The following is a 20,830-nucleotide window of genomic DNA, read 5'->3' on the forward strand; positions in this document are numbered from 1 at the left end:
CCCTCTATTTGTTATATCCGAGCGCACGCATAATGAACGCCGTTGTTTGCCCAATCAATGTCTCCATATCCGGCCGTTCTTCCGTAAAAATCGGTTCAAAAAACTCGCGTTGCTTGTAAAAAAACATGGCTCCCAAAACAAACATGAGCGTACTATCCAGCGATTCAAACTCATAAACCCCGTCTTGTCTGCCCTTGTCCAATAAATCACGAACCTTTTGCCACAGTGGGAAAAAAATCTCTCTCATTTTATCCACGCGCGGGGTAATCGTGATGATCTCCATTTGAATGATGCTAATTAGCTCCGGATCCTCTGTTCGAATCTTCAGAACTTCCCTAATGACCATTTGGATACCGAGGTATGGATCATCGATACCATAGAAATCTCTCAGTTCATTTGAGGGAAAGTATTGTTTAAACACCTCATGGAAAACGCTCTCTTTTCCGCCAAAATAATAGGAAACCAGAGCCACATTGGCCCCGGCCTCCTCACATATTTGACGTACGCTAGTTGCATCATAACCATGTTTTGCAAATAATTTCTTAGCTGCTAACACAATTTTCATTTTCATATCTGACTCTTGATGACCCATGCCTAGCGGCCTCCTAATCAATAGTTACGCATTTGATTGAACTTGATTTGTGGATAGAGCCGGCTTGGCTTTTTTAGCGACCACAACGAGCATATCAATCGCAAATGCTACTGCGGCAATCACAAATAAGAAACCAACTTCATGGCCTACCCCAGGTCCACCGAACAAAATATTCATCAACCCGTTCACCGCATACGTTGCCGGGAAGAAATTACTGATAGAATGATAGAAATGTGACAAAAGTTCTCTCGGTACAATCGCACCGGATGACACCAACTGCAAGGATAACATAGCAATGTTAAATAGCATACCTGCGTTCCCAAACAATGTCAAAAACATTTGTGCAACCAATGCAAACGTTAATAAGAATAATGACTCAAAGCCCCAAAGCTCTGCAAATCCTTTGTCTACGGATCCACCTAATGCAACAACCATAGTTGCACTAATGAGACCAACAACAACCGCAGCAATCACAGTTATACTGGTACGCGCTGCCATTTTTTGCGTTTTAGTCAGAGATGCACCAAGTACATTGCTAGTTACGCTGAAGTTCATTCCCATAATCATCGTACCCACGATCGAGGCAAGAACGAGCATCATCGGTAACATTTGATTCGGCATATCCTTTACTTTATTCGTGCTTTGTATATCGGAACTTACCTTACTCGCCAGACCTTGTGCAATCTGAGTCGCTTGCTCCGCAGCAAGTTGTGGATTCATCTGTGTTAGAACAGCTGATGCACCTGCCGCTACTGCCTCTTTATTCACCGTTGAAGTAATGTTCGCGGCCACAGCCTGCATGATCGACTTCGTCATAGACGGATTAGACTCATTTACTGTATAACTGATCGGTGCTGTCTGTCCTGGTGTTTGTAATTTTTTCGAAAAATCCGGTGAAATATGCATGACCATCTGTACTTCACGATTATTTAGCTTGCTCTGTGCTTCCTCATTGGAAGAGATGACTTCTGTCTTAAAGGGCAGATTACTCTGCAAGCTTTGAACAATTTTGCCACCCATTGCTTGATCCTCATTAACGATTGCAATCTTCAAATTCTTCGTATTATCCGAAACCCCGGAATAGCCGGTCATCCATATAATACTAAACAGCAATTGAAACGTAATCGCTGTAATAATCCCTACCTTCGTTGTCGCGGGCTTCAAAAACATTGCTATCGACTGTCTCATGTTACCACTCCTCATTATTAAACGATCATTTAAAACGTCCGTTTAAATAATAAGGGCGGTACGTTTTTTTGTCAACCCACTAACAGGCAAAACAAAAGGGCTGCCCCCGTCATATCATGACTTGTGGGACAGCCGCCTTCGCTTTCGATCCAAATCTTACTTAATATAACCAAGCTCTTTAATCCGTTTCTCTGCAGCGTCTAAATACGCTTTATAATTCATGGAACCCTCCAGCGTTTTGATGAAGCTGTCATACTCGCTAAGCGGACGCTTGCCATAAATGAATTTCGACAATTCTTCTTCAATGTAACGATTCGCATCCGCTGCGTTGTAACCGTTCGGGAAGTCCACGAAGCCGTTCAAGACTTCGATCCGCGGCTGCTTGCTTGCAAATTCAATGAATTTGGACTGCGGTGCGAACTTCACTGTCAAATAATCCATTTCCGGACGACCTGTAAATTGGTAGAGCCAGAAGTAGCCGCCTTCTTTCCCCATCAGGTCTGTCGGCACGACTTTCGTTCCATCCAGGTTGTAGTGCTTGCCTTTCACACCGTATTGGACAAGCGGAGAGCCGTCTTTACCGGAAACGTAGTTCAACAGATCCAGCACTTTTTGCAGCTTTTCCGGGCTCTTTTCGAGCGATTTCGGAATCGCATACATGCCTGCGGTCGCACCGATGTCATTTCCGCTGACGAATTGACCGCCAACACCTTTCATTGCTTCTACCTGTATCCAGTTCGCATTCGGATTCACAGCTTTGATCTGTTCAACGAACTGATCCTTGGTGACATTCGGCCAGTCTAGGTACACAATACCAGCCTGTCCTTTAATCGCCTTTTGCTGATGCTGCGTTCCTGTATTCGCCATGAGCTCAGGATCAACTTCACCTGATGCCACCATTTTTTGAATGAATCCGAGCGCATCCTTCATATTAGGATCATAAAGGGAGTTCACCATCTTATTATCTTTTACATATAAGCTCGGTACACCCGAATAAGCGATACCATATGCGCCAAAGACCGGCTCAAACGCGCCAAATTTGCTACCCGTCAGACCAAAAGTATCCTTCTTCCCATTGCCGTCCGGATCCTGCTCAGTGAAAGCCTTTGCAACATTATAAAGCTCTTCTGGTGTCGTCGGTACTTTCAAATTGAGCTTATCCAACCAATCCTTACGAATCCAGTACGTGTTGTAAGGAACCGTAGGCGACTTGGCAATGGCATACGTCTTGCCGTTTAGAGCGCCTTTCTTCAAAGAAGCATCACCGATAAAATCCTTCGTAGGCTTCAGCTTATCCATGTAAGGTGTAAGGTCAAGCAGCAAGCCTTGTTCCGAGAATTGTTTCAGCTGTTGGCGATCCACCGCAAACAAATCAGGGAAGTTCGCTGATGCCATCCGTACGTTGAGTTGATTTTTATAGTCGTCGCCCGAAGCGTATACGGTCAAATTAATTTCCGTATTCAGCGCTTTATCCAGCTCCTGCTTAATGATGTCCTGATCAGGTGTAGGCAGCCCGCTTCCTGTTTCGATAATGTCGATTTTAACAGGCTTGCCGCTCGATGTAGCTGCTGCTTTGGTGCTTTCCGCCGGTTTATTCGTCTCTGTTGTGCCCGTCGTGGATGATCCGCAACCGGCAAGCAGTGTGCCTCCTGCAAATGTCATAGCGAGTAGAGCTGGAACGAACAATTTCTTTTTCATCTAAACCCCTTCTTTCTGTAAAATGAAAGATATGTTTGGCTATATGTTGCCGTCACCGAATGCGCAGGCTGCAGTCCCGAGCATCTAGGGAACGGGATCAACCTTTGACAGCGCCCATCAGCATGCCTTTGGCAAAATGCTTTTGAATGAACGGATACACCAGAATAATCGGCAAGCTGGCTGAAACAACGGCCGCCATTTGCATGGTTTCGGTCGGCAGCATATTTTCCGCATTCTCAAGCGGCTGCTGCGTCAGCATCAAAATTTCACGAATGATGACCTGAAGCGGAAATAAGCTGCGGTCTGTCACGTACATAATGGCTTGGAAAAACTCATTCCAATGGCCAACCATATAGAAAAGTCCAATTGTCATCATGGAAGGTACAGAAAGCGGCAGTACAATTTGCCACAGAATGCGGAATTCCTTCGCGCCATCCATTCTTGCCGATTCAAACAGTTCTTCGGGCAGATTTTCGAAAAAGCTTTTCATAATCAGAACGTTAAAGCTCCAAATGGCATTCGGTAAAATCATCGACCACACGGAGTCAAGCAAACCTAACGATTTCACGATCAGATACGTCGGAATAATACCGCCGCTAAATAACATCGTGAACACAACCAAGAGCAAGAACATGCTTCTTCCCGGCAGATTGCGGCGGCTGAGCGGATACGCCATAAGCAGCGTCAGCACCAGATTGACCGCAGTTCCGACGACGGTAATGAATATGGTTACCCAGAACGCCCGGGGAATCGCCGTTTCCGTCAGAAGCTTATGATAAGCTGAGAAAGTGATGGACTTCGGAATCAGGATAAAACCGCCGTTTTTCAGTACTTCAGAGAACGGGGTGATAGAGACGGACACGACATACATGAGTGGGAAAATGGCTGCCAGGCCTGCAAGACTCAAAATAATGACAACGACAGCGTTTACAATTCGATCCTCCCAGCCTCTTACCATATGCCCTCACCCCACTTCTTGGACAACTGATTGGAGCCTACAACCAGAACCAAACCAATCAATGATTTGAACAAACCGACGGCAGCGCCAAGCGAAAAATTCAACTGCTGAAGACCTGTCCGGAACACCCAAGTATCCAGAATATCTGCAACAGCGTAAACTTGAATGTTGTATAAAATGTAGATTTGATCAAAGCCTGCATCCATAATATGTCCCAGCTTCAGAATCAGGAGCAGCACGATCACATTGCGAATGCCCGGCAAGGTAATGTGCCAAACCATCCGTAGACGACTCGCACCGTCGACTCTTGCGGCTTCATACAAGGTTGGATCAATCGCAGCCATTGCAGCTAAGTAGATAATAGCGCCCCAACCGAGATCTTTCCAAATTTCCGAACCAACCAGAATCGCCCGGAAGTAATCTGTCGAGGTCATGAAGCCGATCGACTTACCCCCAGCGCCTTCGATCCAGTTGTTTACGAGACCCGAGCTTTGCGAGAACAGCGCGATGAGCACCCCGTAGATGATGACCCAAGACAAGAAATGTGGCATGTAGGTCAAGGTCTGTACGGTTGTCTTAAACCACCTCAGCCGGCATTCATTGAGCAACAGCGCCATAATGATCGGCGGTATCGTACCGAAAACCAGCTTATAGACGCTGATAATCATCGTGTTGCCCATTAATTGCCCGAAGTAGGGGGAATTGAAAAAGATTTCAAAATGCTTGTACCAAGGATCGGCCCAGCCGCTCTTCCAGATACCATCCAGCATCTGATAATCCTTGAATGCGATAATAATGCCGTACATCGGGACGTAGCGGAAGATAATAAAATAAACAATGCCGGGCAGCAGCATAAGGTAAAAAGCTCGGAACGCCCATATCTGCTTCGCTGACAATTTTGCCCTCGTTTCTCTTATCTTGCTTCCGGCCTTCGTCTCTCGATGTGCAACCATCTGTTGGTCCATGAGGCCACCTTCTTTCCGTTAAATCGCTTGCTCCTAAGTGTTGATCTCAGTATAGCAAGCGCTTTCTTCGGAAAATATACAGTGATCCTGCGAAAATGTACGAATTCTTGCAAACGCTTTATTTCGAGTCTTCTGTATATAGATCTACTGGAAGCTCCATTCGGATGAGGGTGCCGACCTCCGGTACACTAAATATAGAGAGCCCATAAGTCGGTCCAAAATTAAGCCCAATCCGCTCATGTACGTTCATGACGCCAATGCCGGTAAATCTATGTTTACTCGGAGCTTTCGTTCGCTCAGCGAATAAGCTATGGAGTTGGTCGGCGCTCATGCCTAGACCATCATCCCGAATCGTAATGATGAGTTTTTCCCTCACGCATTTTGCACGAATCCAAATATTCCCCGTCCGTTTGAGCGGCACCAAGCCGTGAAAAATCGCATTCTCCACCAGTGGCTGCAGCGTCAGCTTCAAGATCCTCAGTTTACGTGTTTCCGGCGCCGCGTCGATTGACATTGTAAATTTGTCCCCGTATCGAATCTTCTGAATATACGCATACATGCGCAGCCCCTCCAACTCGTCCTCCAACGTAACAAATTCGGAGCTTTTATCAAAGCTCAAGGACAGTAGACCGACCAAAGCCTTAATCGTCTCTCGCACTTCGTGAATTTTATGCTGTTTGGCTAAACTCGAAATACAGGCAAGTGTATTGTATAAAAAATGGGGAGCAATCTGGCTCTGAAGCATTTTCAGCTCGAATTGTTTTTTCCGCCGTTCTGCCTCCCTCGTCTCCAACAGCAGGTAATGAATCCGCTCCATCATGGCATTGTAGCTTCGCGTCAAGCGGCCAATTTCATCGTTGCCCGTCACATGGATGGTATGCTGAACGTCGACGTCACGTACCCGGTCCATCTTGGCCACTAAGGTGCGCACCGGCAGCGTAATGTATCTCGAAATCATGTAGGTACTGAGCAAAATAATGACTATCCAGAACAGACCGGCCGTACTGAAGTTTCGGTACAGGCTTTGAATGTTGTGGTAGAAATAACTGTTTTCATAGAAAGCAATAAAGTACCATCCCAGCTTGTTCATGCCTGACTTGACCGCCACCAGTCCTCCTTGCGGACCCTCTAGTTCTGAGGCACCTACCGGCAAATCCGCGATCTGCGTCACGAAGTCAGCCCCAAGCTCCGGTGGAAACACCGATGTATTATAGGGCAGCAGTCGGTAAGAACTGAGCGGAAGCGTCGTATCGAAGGAGTGAACCACATTGTTTTTATTGGTGATGATGGCAAACGTTTGATTCTTCGTATTCATAAATTGTGCAAGCATATTCGTCAGCTGTACAAGGTCAATTTCGACAACGGCAATCCCTCGAAAAGCCTTCGACTGCGCCGATTGAATCGGCAGAACGAACGCAACTGTTTTGCCTGACATTGGGGATTGATAAGGCTCTGTAATAAACATACCGTAGGTCTGTTTGGCTTTGGTAAGCAGTGACTCCATGTAGGGATTGCCGATGATATCAAACGTCGTCTGCGAATTCGTAATGACGTTGCCGTCTTCCCGCACCAGGTACAGGTTTTTATACAACGTGCTGTTCTTGTTGGCATAGTTGCGGAGCACCTCTGAGGCCTCCTTCTCTTTGCCGTCGTCAAACAAGTCATCCCGCGTCGAGATCAGGAGGAGAATGTTCTGCACGTTGTCCAGATAGGCATTCATATAGAGATTCGTGCGGTCAATAATGACCTGCGCATCCGTCACAACCTGCATGCGAAACAAATGTTCAGCTTCCCGCAGGTTGCTCCAGGCCAAGCCACCTAACAAGACGACCGTTGCGATGGATAAGAATAGAAAGTGCTTCGCCAGCATCGTCCAACTGCTGAACCACGATAGAATTGCTTTCATGCGGTCATCATCCCTTTTTGTATTCTGTCGGCGCTACACCGGTCCAGTTGCGGAACAACTGGGAAAAGTAACGATAGCTCGGGATACCTACCTGCTCGGCGACTTCATATACCTTCATCTGCGTCGTCTGCAGCAGCTGGACGGCTTTTTCCATGCGCAGCCGGGTGACATAGTCGTTAAAGGATTCCCCTGTTACTTCTTTAAAAAGCCGGCTCAAATAGTAGGAGCTGAGCCCAACCTCTTCCGAGACGGAAGTCAGCGTTATAGGTTCGCCGAGTTTTTCCATGATGATCTTGCGGGCAAGCTGGACTTCTTTGCGTACTTTTCGTGTATCGCCTTCCCCGTAAGCGAGCTCTCTTGTGAAGAGGCTAATGAGTTCCGTCAGTGTCCCGGCGGCTAAGAGCTGCGCGGTCATAGCTTCCTGCTCGCTGTGCCGCAGATGTGAATGTGCCGCTATCGCTTCCTCGCGCACGCGGAGGAAGTAAGCGATCAGCTTGGCCGGGTTGAAGCGATTCTGAAGCGCCCACGGGCCGAAATCTTCCTGATAAAAACGCTGCAGCTCCGTTTTGTCCTTCGCTGCTTGCAGCCAGCGCTGCCGGATCAGCAGCGCATCTTGGTGCGCGTCCGGCTCTGTCTCACCCTGCGCGGCGTCGCGCGCAGCGGTTGTCGCCAGCGGCCGGCCGTAAAACAGCAGCGCCGGCGTCACCGCGATCGAGCGCAGCGAAGAGAGCAGATCTTGGGGCTGTCGGACGGCTTCGCCGGTGACAGCCAGGAGCTGAAAGGCGCCGCTCATGTACGGCAGCGCCCTTTCTAGCGCAGCATGCAGCTCGGCTAGCAGCTGATCCATGAGGAGCATCGCGTCCGCTTCGCTTGCGGCTTGGCGGAACACGAGCAGCACCTCGCGATCGCCGGTCAGGCACCATTGGAACGCGCTTGTGTGGTGGTGGTTCGGCGCGTGCTCCCACTGCTTTAATATTTGCTCTAGCTCGGTCATGAGGTGGAAGCGGTTGGTTTCTTGCACATCGATGGCTAGACGGTTCAAGTAGAGCGGCGCCTCCGTTTGCCAAGCCTCCCAAATCGTCTGCAGCTCTAAGGCTGAGACGCTGCCTTCTTTCGTAAGCATATTAACGAGCTTCGCCAGTTGTCTTCGTTGTTGATCTTGACCGTAGTGGCGAAGATCCAATTGCCGACTCATGGCTGCTCGGGTTTTATCAATCAAAGCCTGCATATCTTCTTCATCGAACGACAGCTTCGTGAAGTAGTCTAAAGCACCGAGCTTCACTGCCTCCTGCGCATAATGAAAATCGCTGTGGCAGGTGAGAAGCACAACCTGGGTCTGCGGCCATTTGTTCCGCAAGGTGCGGAACAGCTCCATCCCATTCATAATGGGCATCGTAATGTCTGTGATGACCAGATCCGGCTGCAGCTCCTCGCAGAGCGCCGCTGCCTCTGCTCCGTTCTCTGCTTCCCCTACGAGCCGCGCCCCCAATGTCGACCACGGCAGGGAGCGAAGTTCTTGTCGTAACGGCAGCTCATCATCGACGATCAGTACGCTTATTGGTTTTTCTGACATCAAACTCCCACCTTTCGCTTTGAAATCGCTTTCGTTATTTCCCATCATACCAATTTTTAAAACCTTTGTTTATACACGGATGTTGCTAAATTGTGTAAAAATCGAGGAGAGTAAGCATATCGACTACATCAAACTTTTGTACAGCAGGTAAAAGGGAGCTGTTACCAGCTATGGCAAACAGCTCCCTTTCTATGTCGACCTATCGTCCTTACGTTACACTTAGGGATTCACTGCGACCCCAAATGGGGATAATCCAACCCCGATATTAAGTAGCAGAGTATTCGTAATTCCATTAATAACTGAGACCGTGTTGTTGCTACCATTTGCCACGTAAATTGCATTTGTTAAAGGATTGACAGCGACACCAGCTGGAAAGTTCGCTACTGTAGTAGAAGTTACTACAGTAACCCCCTCTATAACTGTGATATTGTTTCCTCCCCTGTTCGTGACATAAATAGCATTCGTAATAGGGTTAGTGTCCACAGTCTCTGGAATCGTTCCTACCCCAGGGGCAGCTACAATAGAGAAGTTAATTCCATTTACTACAGTGACAGTGCCGTTAGCAGAGTTTGCTACGTAGATTGCATTCGTATTACGATTGACTGCAACACCTCTTGGCGTAAAAAATCCTGATGTTGTACTTATCACAGTCTCCGTAACACTATCAATAATGGTAAGCGTGTTACCAATTTGATTCGCCACGTAAATATGATTTGTAATAGGATTAATAGCGATTCCGATTGGATTATCTCCTACTGGGATCAAATTTACAACCAAATTTGTATTTCCGTTAATCACATATACAACGTTGGCCGCTGATGCTACTACGTAGATACGGTTCGTATTCGTATTTACAGCGAGATAGATTGGCAATGTTCCGACATTAATCGTAGCTATGACCGTATTGGTAACTCCATCTATTACCGACACAGTGGAACTGATCGTGTTCGCTACGTAAATACGGTTCGTGATAGAATTCACAGCGACACCAGCCGGCTGAGTTCCAACTGGAATACTTGTAATAACGCTATTTGTAAAACCATTGATTACGGAGACCGTGTTGCTATTTGCGTTTGATACATAAATACGGTTAATAGAAGTAGGGGTGGTATTCGCTGACGCACCTGTTGCTCCTGTACTACCTGTTACCCCCGTAGCGCCAGTTGCGCCTGCTACTCCTGCCGTTCCTGTTGCTCCTGTGCTGCCAGTTCCCCCTGTAGCACCAGTTGCTCCTGCTACTCCTGCCGTTCCCGTTGCACCTGTCGGTCCTGTTGCTCCTGTACTGCCAGTTACCCCCGTAGCGCCAGTTGCGCCTGCTACTCCCGCCGTTCCCGTTGCACCTGTCGATCCTGTCGCTCCTGTACTACCTGTTACCCCCGTAGCACCAGTTGCGCCTGCTACTCCCGCCGTTCCTGTTGCACCTGTCGGTCCCGTTGCCCCAATAGCCCCAGTAGATCCTTTTGCTCCTGTCGTACCTGTTGCTCCCGTTGCTCCTGTTGCTCCTGTGGTACCAGTCGGTCCTGTTGCCCCTATGGCCCCAGTGGATCCTTTTGCTCCTGTCGTACCTGTTGCTCCCGTTGCACCTGTTGCTCCTGTCGTACCTGTAGGTCCTGTTGCTCCTATGGCCCCAGTAGATCCTTTTGCTCCTGTCGTACCTGTTGCTCCCGTTGCACCCGTTGCTCCTGTGGTACCTGTCGGTCCTGTTGCGCCATTACTCATAATTTGCACCCCCTAGTTAATAATGCTTCAGCTCTTCATATTTCTAGCATCTCTTCATTATATGATTGCGAGATAGGAATGCATGGACGAATCAAATAGACATACGAATCTATACAATGCCCTAAGTCTAGTTATATATTTTCTACTGTTCAAACGAGTAAACGAATAACCCACCTTATTACACAAGGTGGGTTAGATTTAATACTCATTATGATATACATTTTCACTTAGCCGCTACCTCAAGTGCCCGCTCAGATGCCCATCATGTTCGTTCAACTGAATGCCAGCTGGAACAATCTGAACGCTTAAACTGTCTTGTTCTTGGAATCGACAAGTAAAAGTAAACATTTGAAGTGGATGGACAATGTGAACAGTCACAACCAATGTTCGTTCATCCGTCCATACTGCAGCACCATAAGAGGTTGAATCTGTATGCATGATAGGGTCCACTCCTGGCGTCCAATCTCCTAAGCCGAACCGCAAATCTACACGTTTGCCCTCTTTGTAGAAGTAAAGTCCCGGCTCCTCTCCCTCCAACTCGAACTCACATGCTTCATAATCGTACTGATTAGGCTCCAGAATCCATCGCCTTCCCGATATATTCCCGAGAAGCGGTGAACTCACTTTCCCTTCCGGCATGAATAATTTCAATGTAGTAAGACGCTGTTGCAGTGCATTTTCCGCTGGCACATTGGGTGCAAGACTAGCACCATCGTTCTCTATGAGCGAGGCATAAATAGTAGACCAAAAGCATTCAAAAATAAGCGCTTGCCCATCCTTGTACTCGAGTGTATTAGCAGTAGTTACAAGCACGACCTCTTGATCTGGCAGCACGATGACAAGTTGACCGCCCATACCAAACGCACAATAGCCGTTGTTACGGATCCGCCAGAATTTATAGCCATAGCCCAGCTTACCGTCTAGCATGAAACGAGTGCCGTAGGTGCCGATTCGATTGCCTGTACTGCGTTCTACCCACCCTTCAGGAAGTATGCGGACATTATTCCACACCCCATCCTGAAGGTAAAGCTGGCCAAACCGTGCTAATGCATCCGTTGTGCAGTGGAGACCGCTGCCACCTTTGTTGATTCCGGATGGGCAGTTTTCCCACCATAGTTCCCCCATTCCGAGCGGATCAAACAACCGGGGGCGAAGATAGGCCAGGACAGAAGTTCCTGTTACCTTGTGCACAATGGCAGCTAATGTATGAGTTCCCGTCGTATCATACGCGAAGCTTGTACCCGGCATTTTGGAAGGAGGCGTATTGAGAAAAACTTTGACCCAGTCATCTGCTTGCTGCTTGTGTGTAGATCTGGGGTGTACCGTAGCCATAAGCAGCAAGTGTTCGATAGTCATCATCGCTGTGTAGGGATGGACCTCATCTTCAAGTTTTTCCGGAAAGAAATCCACAACTCGGTCAGTCAGTTTCAAAAGCCCCTCACCTATAGCAATGCCTATAGCGGCGGAGGTTACACTTTTGCTTACCGAAAAAATAGGGTGTAAGTGATCTGCTTGGAAGGGACTGTAATAACCTTCAGCAACAAGTCTTCCGCTCCGAAGAAGCATGAAACTATGCAGAGGGATTCCTAATTCCTCCACCTTTTCCACAAAGGCTAATACGGCATCTGATGCAATCCCAGCCTTTTCAGGTGATATTCGTTCAAACTGAATTTGGGCTTTCTCCATATTTGTCCACTCCTCTGTTAGTGTGATTCCATTGTATCCCCTTTCTATCCAACTGTCTTTGCCGTGCTTTGTGTTAAAATGTTGTTACGTTGTGATTTCAAAAATAAAATAAATATACCGAAACCCCTTCCGACTTACATCGGCTTTGGCATCGGTATGAGTAGTCATACTTATTTATTTGCATGCTTTAGTTACAGTCCTCACTGATGTTAAATTCGGATAACGTTAATCGCGGTTTACACCCGATTTTTATAAACCCTCATAGCGAAGAAATAAGCCACAATCATGATGCCAACGCACCATGCAAGCGCAATCCATATACCATTGCCCACTGGCTGACCCGACAGCAGTGCACGAATCGCATTCACGATCGAAGTCACTGGCTGGTTTTCTGCAAAAGCGCGAACAACACGCGGCATTGATTCTGTTGGCACAAAAGCTGAGGAGATAAATGGCAGGAAGATAAGCGGATAGGAGAAGGCACTTGCTCCATCGATTGTTTTGGCCGTCAGTCCCGGAATGACCGCTACCCACGTTAATGCTAGTGTAAACAACGCTAGAATACCAGCAACTGCAAGCCATGGCAGTATCCCTACGGTCGAACGAAAACCCATAAGTAACGCAACAAGAATGATGATGACAACCGACATTGCGTTGGATACCAGTGAGGTCATCACATGCCCCCAAAGCAGTGTGGAACGTGAAATCGGCATAGAGTGAAAACGTTCGAATATACCCTTTTGTACATCTGTAAACAAGCGGAAAGCTGTGTAGGATATGCCGCTAGCAATAGCGATGATAAGGATACCTGGTAACAAGTAATTCACATAGTTATCCGTTCCTGTTTGAATGGCACCGCCTAACACATAGACGAACAGCAGCATCATCGCGATCGGCATGATAGTAACGGTGATAATGGTGTCCACACTGCGGAAAATATGGCGCATCGACCGTCCAAGCATAACGCTCAGGTCACTGAAGAAGTGATTTTTTGTCGTTTCCATTTATATGGCCTCCTTTTTGCCTACGATTGCGAGGAAGATCTCTTCCAATGTCGGCTGTTTTTCAACGTACTCCACCTTCGTAGATGGGAACATCTTTTTCAGATCTGAAAGTGTGCCGTTGGCGATAATTTTACCCTCATGCAAAATGGCAATTCGATCGGCAAGCTGTTCAGCTTCCTCCAGGTACTGCGTGGTCAAAAGCACCGTAGTCCCTCCGTCAGCAAGTTCCTTAACGATCTTCCAAACTTCAATACGTGCCTCCGGATCAAGACCTGTAGTTGGCTCGTCAAGGAAGATAATTTTCGGTTTTCCCACGAGGCTCAAGGCGATGTCGAGCCTGCGGCGCATACCGCCTGAGTACGTAGAGACCCTGCGATCTGCGGCGTCTGTTAGACCGAAGCTTTTAAGCAAATCGTCTGCGACCTGATGCGGATTTTTCAGATAGCGAAGCTTAGCAATCAAGACGAGATTTTCCCGTCCGGTCAAAATTTCATCCACCGCGGCAAACTGTCCCGTCAAGGAGATCGACTGGCGCACATGCTCTGGTTTGGTCGCAACGTCGAATCCGTTGATGGAGGCGGTTCCGCTGTCTTGTTTCAGCAGTGTGCTGAGAATTCTCACGACCGTCGTCTTACCCGCCCCGTTGGAGCCAAGGAGGGCGAAAATACTGCCTGTTTCAACTTCGAAATCAACACCCTTTAAGACTTGAAGCTGCTTATAGGATTTGTGCAACCCTGTCACTTTAATTGAAGTGTTTCGCATAAATTTCCCCTCCTTATCGAATAGTAACTTTAGACAAATCTGCCCCCATGCCTTTAAGCGATGCATATGTCAACTTATCCATGACTGCACCGTCAAAGCAAATGGTTTTGAATGCACGGTAATACTTATTGGTCAACGAGAAGAATGCCTGAAAAGATACATTCTTAAGGATTGCGCCTTTAAAAGAAACGTCGTTTACTGCCGATTTATCAAACTTAACGCCGATAAAGGTTTGCCCGTCAAAACATTGCCCGCTCAGGTCGGAATATTCAAAGTCCACGCCGTCAAAGATGCAATCTTCAAAGGTTGTTTTTTTAAGATCCATCTTGCTGATTGTGACGTCGCTTAATTTCACACCTGTGAATTTGGCTCCTTCCATTCCGGAAACGCTGAAGTTCGTGCGTACAAGGATCGATTCTTTGAAGCTAACATTCGTTAGGTCAGTTGCCGTTAGGACACAGTCCGTCAGATTCGAGCCGTCAAAATTGGCATCACGTAAATCACTGGATTTAAACGAACTGCCGGTCAAGTCAGCACCTTTAAAGTCGGCACCGCGCAGCGCGCTCGCATTAAATTGACCTTTATGAGCCCTCACTCCTGCAAAGTCGCCCATTGCAAGGTCGCTTGCGCTAAAGTTTGTCACTAGTTGCCGTTCCAGTGAGCGAGAAAGGTTCGCGACTTCAAGGATCGTTTGTTCGATGTCACCGATGCTCTCAATGGTCATGGCAAACGCAGTATCATCGTCTTTGCCCTCGGCTTTGAGTTCACGATATCGCTCCTGCAAATCTGAGTGCAGGTCGGTCTTTAATTCCGTAACACTTTTTACCCCATCGTACGGTGTGAAAACACCGTTTAAATAATTCGTTAACTTCTTATTCATAATCCCATCTCCTTATAATAAGTTTTCTAGTACGCGTTTCGAATATTCCCAATTGTTCTTGTTGCGAACGTAAGCGTTTCTGCCTTTTTCAGTTATCCTAAAATACTTGCGCCTTCCGCCCTGCGTCTCATCGCCCCAATACCACTCGATATCGCCGTCTGTCTCAAGCCGCCGGACACTGGAGTACATCGTAGCTTCCTTTAATTCATACTCGCCGCCCGAGCGCTCGGCAATCAGCTTAACTATCTCGTATCCGTAGCGATCCGCTTCAGACAAAAGCCGTAGAATCATTGTATCCGTATGTCCGCGAAGCAGGTCGGATGTGATTTTGTTCTCGCTCATATCGTCACCTCCATATCCACATAATACGGCATACTACTATGACTGTCAAGGTACTTTGTTAAATTAAATACCATATTTGAAAATATCCGCATTTTCACTGGGAATTCTTCGTATTGCGGGGCAAAACCAGCGTTGAAACTTGCTTATTATGGGGCATACAATCGCATAATGAAGTTGATCATAAGCAGAAATCCCGAAATAATCTCTCGCTGAATAAGCATATTATTTTGAAGCAAACTAAAGGGTGTCTTGCCAAACAAACCTGAAGGAGTGGTATTCATGCGTGAAGGATTGATTCCGGCTGTTCTGGGGACTGTCGTTTCTGCATCTGGCGCTTCAATGCTGAAAAGCAAGTACAAGCTTCTTGGTGTCGGTGTCCTTGGTTTCGGAGTTGCTCATGTGATACTTGGAGCAATTGATCTCGTGGAACATCGTTAAGTTTGGTGGCATCTGGGCGTATCCTACCCCGTCCAGAAAAAGAGGCCGTATTAAAGTCAATTTAGACTTTGATACAGCCTCTTTTCGTTAAAGAATAGGAATAATGAACCCCTTCTTCCCTTGCTATCTAACCATCTAAACACGAATAAATAGTGATCCCGTGTGTACGCCACACTCTACCCGCATCGGTGTTCTCTTCAGCATTGACGAAACTCTCGCGTGAGACGTCCGAAATCGCACGCTCAGTAGCACAATCGCACCAATCCTCTTCCGACACGTCGAAAATCGACTTCTCAGTCAAACAAATTAGCTGCATTGACGAAACTCTCACGTGAGACGTCCGAAATCCCACGCTCAATAGCACAATCGCACCATTCCTCCTCCGAGACGTCGAAAATCGACTTCTCAATCAAACAAATTGGCTGCATTGACGAAACTCTCACGTAAGACGTCCGAAAACGCACGCTCAGTAGCACAATCGCACCATTCCCCCTCCGAGTCGTCGAAAATCGACTTCTTCTATGAGCGTAAAACAGCCCTCAACTTGGTGACAACGTGATTCCAATGACATCAAGATCGGCTTGTTCGCATGCTTTTCCAATTATTGAATACATTTAAGTATTCGATAAACAGGAGGGCAACAATCATGTCACAACATGGGCAATCGTTCATGAGAGGTACGCTGGTCTTGTCTGTCGCTGCTTTCATCAACCGTATTCTCGGTTTTATCAGCGGCATGTATATCGCTCGCGTACTGGGCGCAGAGGGGATTGGCATCCTGATGATGGCTCATCCGCTCGTCCCGCTCGTCATTACGATTACGGAGCTTGGATTACCCGTCGCCATTTCAAAGCTGGTCGCAGAAGCCAACGCTCGCGGTGAACGGACCAAAGTGAGACGCATCCTGCATGTCTCTCTCGCGGTCACTGGCTTCTTGAGTGTAACGCTGACGACCTTATCGTTATTTGGATCGGAGTGGATCGCATCCATTCTGCTTAGCGATCAACGCGCATATTACGCGATGCTCGCGATCACACCGATCGCGCCGATCGTCGCTGTCTCCGCTGTATTAAAGGGATATTTCCGCGGCATGCAGCAGATGAAGACCATTGCCGCTTCCGATGTGCTGGAGCATACCGTGCAAATCGCATGTGTACTTGCGCTGGTTCACCTCTTGCTGCCTTATGGCGTCGCTTATGCGGCTGCTGGCGCAATGGCTGCCTCTGTTGTCAGCGAAGCGATTAGCCTCCTCTTCCTGATGGCTAGCTACAAGCTTCATGGTGAATCGAAGAGGCCCGGAGAGACATGGGCAAGCAATCTGAAGAAAGGAAAGGGGACACTTGGCGAGCTGCTACAAATTGGACTCCCGACGACAGGGCACGGAGTCATCCATTCGTTGTACAGCACCTTCCAACCACTTCTCATTACAACCAGCCTCGCGCTGGCTGGCGTCGGCACGGCGTTAGCCACGAAGCAATTCGGTATGCTAGCCGGTTATGCGTTCCCGCTGCTGTTCATGCCAAGCTTTATTACGCAATCCTTGTCCACCGCACTCATTCCTGCGATTGGCGAGGCAGCGGCGAACAAGAACAGTCTGCTCATCCATGAGCGGATGAATCAAGCGTTGACCTTGGGACTACTGATCGGCGCACCCGCGACCGTTATCTTGTACGAGTGGGCAACACCGCTAACGACACTTGTCTATCACTCACCGGAAGCAGGCTTGCTGCTCAAAATTCTAGCGCCGATGTTCTTCCTGCATTATTTCGATGCCCCACTTCATGCGATACTACTGGGGCTTGGCCGCGCGAAAGCGACGCTGTGGAATTACATCATTGCCACCTTAGTTAAAGGTGTCTCCATCTTTGTGTTCGGCAGCCAATATGGCATTATTGGTGTAGCGTACGGTATTGGTATCGGCATTGTGGTTCAAACATTGTTAAATTTCTTTTCCATCTCAAGCTCGATCGGATTTTATTGGAGTATTCGACCTTATGTCAAGGTTGCGATTTGTATGATGCTGATGCTGATTTGCGGTCACTGGGCCTATGCTTATGTTGTCAACCTAGGTTTTCCGCCGGCATGGTGTGTAGTCACTTCCATCGTCTTTTCCTTGTTCCTCTATTTCACTGCTCTCGTATTCACCGGTGCGTTGAACCGGAAAAGTACACGCCACCGCTTCTCGTTCCCCTGGTAATTCCCTACTAACGCATAGCAAAAGAGGCCGCACTAAGTGCGAGCCTCTGCTTTGTCATTTTTTGGACTACTTGATACCTCGATAGGTTCAATGTGAATATGGACGTGGGATATGTTATGAAGTTCATTCATTCTATTCTCAATATGCTCCGTAATGTCGTGACTTTCGCTTACGTTAAGCTCATGATCTACACCGATGGTCACATCAACCAGCTTATTGTTTCCATGAATTCGGGCTTTAACATCAATTACTTTTTCCACACCAGGTATCTCGCGAATCGTCTTTTTAATAGTTTGAAGCTCCGCATCGTCAAAGCCATCCGTTAGCGCGTGCGTAGAATCACGAAAAATATCCCATGCTGTTTTACAAATAATAAAACCAACAATAAGTGCCGTTATAGGATCCAGCCATGGCAATCCAAATTGAGAACCAACGATACCGATAAAAGCACCGATACTCACAAACGCATCCGAACGATTATCCTGTGCAGCCGCCATCATCGCATGACTGTTTATTTTCCTAGCCAAACGAACATTATACTGATAGACCAAGTACATAATAACGGCACAAAAAACAGCCGTCCATGCCGCAACCATATCAGGGGTCTCTATGCGCTCCACCCAAAACTTCGTAAATGCTTGATAGAGTACTTGAATACCTACTGCGAACATAATAAAAGAGGCAATTAACGCCGCTACGGTTTCCGCTCGATAATGACCGTACCGGTGATCTTTGTCCGGTGGTTTTCGCGATATTCTTAGCCCGACTAAAACAGCAATAGACGCAATAATATCTGTGGCATTATTTAAACCATCCGCTGATAACGCTTCGGAATTGGAGAAATACCCGATGGTTAACTTCAAAGCGGAAAGAATAATGTACGTGATTATACTTAACCAAGCACCTTTTTCGCCTTGCTTGATGTCATCATACATGTTTTCCATGCTTACACCACTCTCTATCTATGTCGATGACTATCATACTAGACGAAAGTTGTGTGGGTCTAGAGAAACAGTTTTGCTGACATCCTTAAAAGTAAGATCAAACAAACAATGTTGAGTAAGTCCAAAAAATACGACTAGGACAATTCTCAGCTACAAGGCAGCCGCCCCAAATAAGTGGCTTATCGCGATAACCGCGGACAATAGGCAGAGAATTATGGCTGGAATTGCCTTCGAGAACGGATCTTTTGCCACAAATAGCAACATACCTGCCGCCACCAGCATTGTTCCTCCTAAAAGAATTCCTGTTAGGGTTGCGACCATAGATACCCAGATTCCCACAATCATACCAATCGAGCAGACAATCTCAATAAGCCCCGTCAAAAAATTAAAAACAGGTGGCGTTCCCAAGCGTTTGAATTCATTTGCCATTTTACCACTTATAATTCTGACCCCTGTAAACATAAAAAACACGCCCACTATCACTTGTAAAATCAAAATAATCATCGTTTTCACTCCAATCTTTTTGTATTCACAAATACATGCTATAGCATATATTTGATCTGTAACGAATTTACCTCTTTCTACCTACTCACCTCCCTTCAGATTACTCATCTTTTACACTCGCGTATAGTTTTTCAAGAATAACTTTCAATTCACTGATTTCAGACATGCTCAAATATCTCGTAACATGATTATGGGCTTCGAGCACCACGGGAAGAACCTTGGATTTAAGCCGAACTCCTTTAGCGGTTAAGTATAAGTTATGCGATCGTTTATCCGTATCATTGACTACGCGTTTAACGATTTCTTTCTTTTCTAATGAATGAATCATTCGAACAATCGTCGTCTGATCCCGATCGATCGTTTCCGCTAGATCTTTTTGAGTTGTAGCTTTATCACTATCGAGGACACTAAGAATCCCCCATTGCTCAGGTGTAATTTCAAATTGCTTTAGTTGTTTCGTAAAATAATTGTTCATTTTGACATTCGTACGATTAACCTGAAATCCTGTAATTTCGAATAGCTCCATCGTTCTCTCCTTTATTACTCAGCGTGATTCACTCCGTATTATACATGCTATAGCATGTATAATCAATATCTCCCTCAAAGACGGCATTCGTTGGTGCTCCGTTAACCGCCCGAGGGAAAAGTGTAGCATTTATATCCAATCTTTGAAATGCTCTGTTACAAAATGAATTTCTCTCTCATAGTGCGCCAAGTGACCTTCATCCACCATTTTTTGAAAAGCAAGATTCCCCTCAGCGGCACCATTTCTCAGCGTATCACACAGTACAATTAAACGTTGAATAATCCACTGTTGCAGATTAGCAGGGACTGGAATTCCATAAGATTCAAAGAATAATTGAATTCGCCGACGGCGATCTGAGGCGTGTATGTCAGATTGGTAAGCCGTTGTTGTTCCTGAAGATGAGCCTGGTGCGAAACTTGCTAGCGGAACCGATGTGTACAGGGAATAAGCAATATCCCACATGCGCGGCCCAGGACCTGCCATGTCAAAATCTATTAGTGCCACAGGAGCTTCATTCTGAAAAACAATATTATATAGCGCCGCATCATTATGGCAGATGACTTCGTGTTCAGTAACATCAGGATAACTAAGCTGCCATCTTGCCTCCGGATTAGGTGTAAATGCTGTAGTCGCATCATGGAAACGACGCAAGAGGCAGGCCAACCCCAGTAAAGTTTCGTCCGACCACATGTATGGGTCAAGCTTTGGATAGTTGTTCCCCGGAACTTCTCCGGCAATATAGGTTACTATTTCACGACCAGCGTCATCGATTCCAAGAAATCTTGGCGCTCCTTCAAATCCTTGTCTGTCTAAATGTAGGAGCAATTCATGCACATTCGCACTCCAATAGCCTATGGGTCGGCGAACCGTATTCTCCTTGCGGACAATCTGATTTACATTACCGCCTTGCAGCACTTCTTCTTGAGTCAATAGGTTTCATTCCTTTTA

Annotated in this window: 20 protein-coding genes; 2 read left to right on the forward strand and 18 right to left on the reverse strand. The window is 46.9% G+C overall.

The annotated features are described in order from the left end of the window. Positions 1–4: 4 nt before the first annotated feature. The 13 genes from J2736_RS15370 to J2736_RS15430 all read right to left on the reverse strand — a co-directional run bounded on the left by J2736_RS15370 (position 5) and on the right by J2736_RS15430 (position 15,273). A complete protein-coding gene (locus J2736_RS15370) occupies positions 5–592 on the reverse strand; it encodes a TetR/AcrR family transcriptional regulator (protein ID WP_310499480.1) in 588 nt (195 codons plus the stop codon). Positions 593–616: 24 nt separating this feature from the next. Next, positions 617–1,780 carry a YhgE/Pip domain-containing protein gene (locus J2736_RS15375; protein WP_310499481.1) on the reverse strand — a complete coding sequence of 388 codons (1,164 nt, stop codon included), beginning with the start codon at positions 1,778–1,780 and terminating at the stop codon, positions 617–619. 156 nt (positions 1,781–1,936) lie between these two features. Next, positions 1,937–3,478: an extracellular solute-binding protein gene (locus tag J2736_RS15380; RefSeq protein ID WP_310499482.1), complete on the reverse strand. Its 1,542-nt coding sequence runs from the start codon at positions 3,476–3,478 to the stop codon at positions 1,937–1,939. Positions 3,479–3,575: 97 nt separating this feature from the next. Next, positions 3,576–4,436, reverse strand: coding sequence for a carbohydrate ABC transporter permease (locus tag J2736_RS15385; RefSeq protein WP_310499483.1), 861 nt, complete (start codon positions 4,434–4,436; stop codon positions 3,576–3,578). Continuing rightward, on the reverse strand, positions 4,430–5,290 hold the full coding sequence (locus tag J2736_RS15390) for an ABC transporter permease (RefSeq protein ID WP_397340832.1): 861 nt from the start codon (positions 5,288–5,290) through the stop codon (positions 4,430–4,432). Before J2736_RS15390 ends, J2736_RS15385 begins: the two co-directional genes overlap by 7 nt. A 229-nt stretch (positions 5,291–5,519) precedes the next feature. Beyond that, a complete protein-coding gene (locus J2736_RS15395) occupies positions 5,520–7,307 on the reverse strand; it encodes a cache domain-containing sensor histidine kinase (protein ID WP_310499485.1) in 1,788 nt (595 codons plus the stop codon). 7 nt (positions 7,308–7,314) lie between these two features. Beyond that, the gene (locus J2736_RS15400) at positions 7,315–8,880 is read right to left on the reverse strand and encodes a response regulator transcription factor (protein ID WP_310499486.1); all 1,566 of its coding nucleotides are present in this window, start codon (positions 8,878–8,880) and stop codon (positions 7,315–7,317) included. Between the two features lie 219 nt (positions 8,881–9,099). Next, positions 9,100–10,599: a YVTN family beta-propeller repeat-containing protein gene (locus tag J2736_RS15405; RefSeq protein ID WP_310499487.1), complete on the reverse strand. Its 1,500-nt coding sequence runs from the start codon at positions 10,597–10,599 to the stop codon at positions 9,100–9,102. 234 nt (positions 10,600–10,833) lie between these two features. Continuing rightward, on the reverse strand, positions 10,834–12,285 hold the full coding sequence (locus tag J2736_RS15410; RefSeq protein ID WP_310499488.1) for a serine hydrolase domain-containing protein: 1,452 nt from the start codon (positions 12,283–12,285) through the stop codon (positions 10,834–10,836). A 236-nt stretch (positions 12,286–12,521) separates the two neighbouring features. After that, positions 12,522–13,289: an ABC transporter permease gene (locus J2736_RS15415; RefSeq protein WP_310499489.1), complete on the reverse strand. Its 768-nt coding sequence runs from the start codon at positions 13,287–13,289 to the stop codon at positions 12,522–12,524. Then, positions 13,290–14,051 carry an ABC transporter ATP-binding protein gene (locus J2736_RS15420; protein WP_310499490.1) on the reverse strand — a complete coding sequence of 254 codons (762 nt, stop codon included), beginning with the start codon at positions 14,049–14,051 and terminating at the stop codon, positions 13,290–13,292. 13 nt (positions 14,052–14,064) lie between these two features. After that, positions 14,065–14,931 carry a pentapeptide repeat-containing protein gene (locus tag J2736_RS15425; protein ID WP_310499491.1) on the reverse strand — a complete coding sequence of 289 codons (867 nt, stop codon included), beginning with the start codon at positions 14,929–14,931 and terminating at the stop codon, positions 14,065–14,067. Positions 14,932–14,943: 12 nt separating this feature from the next. Next, positions 14,944–15,273, reverse strand: coding sequence for a PadR family transcriptional regulator (locus J2736_RS15430; protein WP_310499492.1), 330 nt, complete (start codon positions 15,271–15,273; stop codon positions 14,944–14,946). A gap of 279 nt (positions 15,274–15,552) precedes the next feature. Between J2736_RS15430 and J2736_RS15435 the strand changes: the two genes are divergently transcribed. Beyond that, positions 15,553–15,711, forward strand: a complete 159-nt coding sequence (locus tag J2736_RS15435; RefSeq protein WP_310499493.1) for an asparagine synthase — start codon at positions 15,553–15,555, stop codon at positions 15,709–15,711. 127 nt (positions 15,712–15,838) lie between these two features. Here J2736_RS15435 and J2736_RS15440 read toward each other — a convergent pair whose 3' ends face one another. Continuing rightward, the gene (locus J2736_RS15440; RefSeq protein ID WP_310499494.1) at positions 15,839–16,027 is read right to left on the reverse strand and encodes a hypothetical protein; all 189 of its coding nucleotides are present in this window, start codon (positions 16,025–16,027) and stop codon (positions 15,839–15,841) included. Between the two features lie 330 nt (positions 16,028–16,357). Here J2736_RS15440 and spoVB point away from each other — a divergent pair, with 330 nt between their 5' ends. Then, positions 16,358–17,908 carry a stage V sporulation protein B gene (gene spoVB / locus J2736_RS15445; RefSeq protein WP_310499495.1) on the forward strand — a complete coding sequence of 517 codons (1,551 nt, stop codon included), beginning with the start codon at positions 16,358–16,360 and terminating at the stop codon, positions 17,906–17,908. Between the two features lie 32 nt (positions 17,909–17,940). On the opposite strand, the gene J2736_RS15450 is transcribed toward spoVB, so the two are convergent. From J2736_RS15450 to J2736_RS15465, 4 genes are all read right to left on the reverse strand, one after another. After that, positions 17,941–18,852 carry a cation diffusion facilitator family transporter gene (locus J2736_RS15450; RefSeq protein ID WP_310499496.1) on the reverse strand — a complete coding sequence of 304 codons (912 nt, stop codon included), beginning with the start codon at positions 18,850–18,852 and terminating at the stop codon, positions 17,941–17,943. Positions 18,853–19,002: 150 nt separating this feature from the next. After that, positions 19,003–19,356, reverse strand: coding sequence for a DoxX family protein (locus tag J2736_RS15455; RefSeq protein ID WP_310499497.1), 354 nt, complete (start codon positions 19,354–19,356; stop codon positions 19,003–19,005). Between the two features lie 100 nt (positions 19,357–19,456). Next, complete coding sequence (locus J2736_RS15460; protein WP_310499498.1) at positions 19,457–19,882, reverse strand: MarR family winged helix-turn-helix transcriptional regulator; 426 nt, start codon at positions 19,880–19,882, stop codon at positions 19,457–19,459. 129 nt (positions 19,883–20,011) lie between these two features. Further along, entirely contained in the window at positions 20,012–20,812 is an 801-nt protein-coding gene (locus tag J2736_RS15465; RefSeq protein WP_310499499.1) for an aminoglycoside phosphotransferase family protein, read from the reverse strand. Positions 20,813–20,830: the final 18 nt, after the last annotated feature.

This window comes from Paenibacillus qinlingensis (assembly GCF_031455095.1).
GTDB classification, from domain to species: Bacteria; Bacillota; Bacilli; order Paenibacillales; family NBRC-103111; genus Paenibacillus_E; species Paenibacillus_E qinlingensis_A.

Coding starts and splice junctions, on each gene's coding strand:
- J2736_RS15370 (WP_310499480.1), bottom strand. CDS start 592: ATGGGTCATCAAGAGTCAGATATGAAAATGAAAATTGTGTTAGCAGCT.
- J2736_RS15375 (WP_310499481.1), bottom strand. CDS start 1,780: ATGAGACAGTCGATAGCAATGTTTTTGAAGCCCGCGACAACGAAGGTA.
- J2736_RS15380 (WP_310499482.1), bottom strand. CDS start 3,478: ATGAAAAAGAAATTGTTCGTTCCAGCTCTACTCGCTATGACATTTGCA.
- J2736_RS15385 (WP_310499483.1), bottom strand. CDS start 4,436: ATGGTAAGAGGCTGGGAGGATCGAATTGTAAACGCTGTCGTTGTCATT.
- J2736_RS15390 (WP_397340832.1), bottom strand. CDS start 5,290: ATGCTGCTGCCCGGCATTGTTTATTTTATTATCTTCCGCTACGTCCCG.
- J2736_RS15395 (WP_310499485.1), bottom strand. CDS start 7,307: ATGAAAGCAATTCTATCGTGGTTCAGCAGTTGGACGATGCTGGCGAAG.
- J2736_RS15400 (WP_310499486.1), bottom strand. CDS start 8,880: ATGTCAGAAAAACCAATAAGCGTACTGATCGTCGATGATGAGCTGCCG.
- J2736_RS15405 (WP_310499487.1), bottom strand. CDS start 10,599: ATGAGTAATGGCGCAACAGGACCGACAGGTACCACAGGAGCAACGGGT.
- J2736_RS15410 (WP_310499488.1), bottom strand. CDS start 12,285: ATGGAGAAAGCCCAAATTCAGTTTGAACGAATATCACCTGAAAAGGCT.
- J2736_RS15415 (WP_310499489.1), bottom strand. CDS start 13,289: ATGGAAACGACAAAAAATCACTTCTTCAGTGACCTGAGCGTTATGCTT.
- J2736_RS15420 (WP_310499490.1), bottom strand. CDS start 14,051: ATGCGAAACACTTCAATTAAAGTGACAGGGTTGCACAAATCCTATAAG.
- J2736_RS15425 (WP_310499491.1), bottom strand. CDS start 14,931: ATGAATAAGAAGTTAACGAATTATTTAAACGGTGTTTTCACACCGTAC.
- J2736_RS15430 (WP_310499492.1), bottom strand. CDS start 15,273: ATGAGCGAGAACAAAATCACATCCGACCTGCTTCGCGGACATACGGAT.
- J2736_RS15435 (WP_310499493.1), top strand. CDS start 15,553: ATGCGTGAAGGATTGATTCCGGCTGTTCTGGGGACTGTCGTTTCTGCA.
- J2736_RS15440 (WP_310499494.1), bottom strand. CDS start 16,027: ATGCAGCTAATTTGTTTGACTGAGAAGTCGATTTTCGACGTGTCGGAA.
- spoVB (WP_310499495.1), top strand. CDS start 16,358: ATGTCACAACATGGGCAATCGTTCATGAGAGGTACGCTGGTCTTGTCT.
- J2736_RS15450 (WP_310499496.1), bottom strand. CDS start 18,852: ATGGAAAACATGTATGATGACATCAAGCAAGGCGAAAAAGGTGCTTGG.
- J2736_RS15455 (WP_310499497.1), bottom strand. CDS start 19,356: ATGATTATTTTGATTTTACAAGTGATAGTGGGCGTGTTTTTTATGTTT.
- J2736_RS15460 (WP_310499498.1), bottom strand. CDS start 19,882: ATGGAGCTATTCGAAATTACAGGATTTCAGGTTAATCGTACGAATGTC.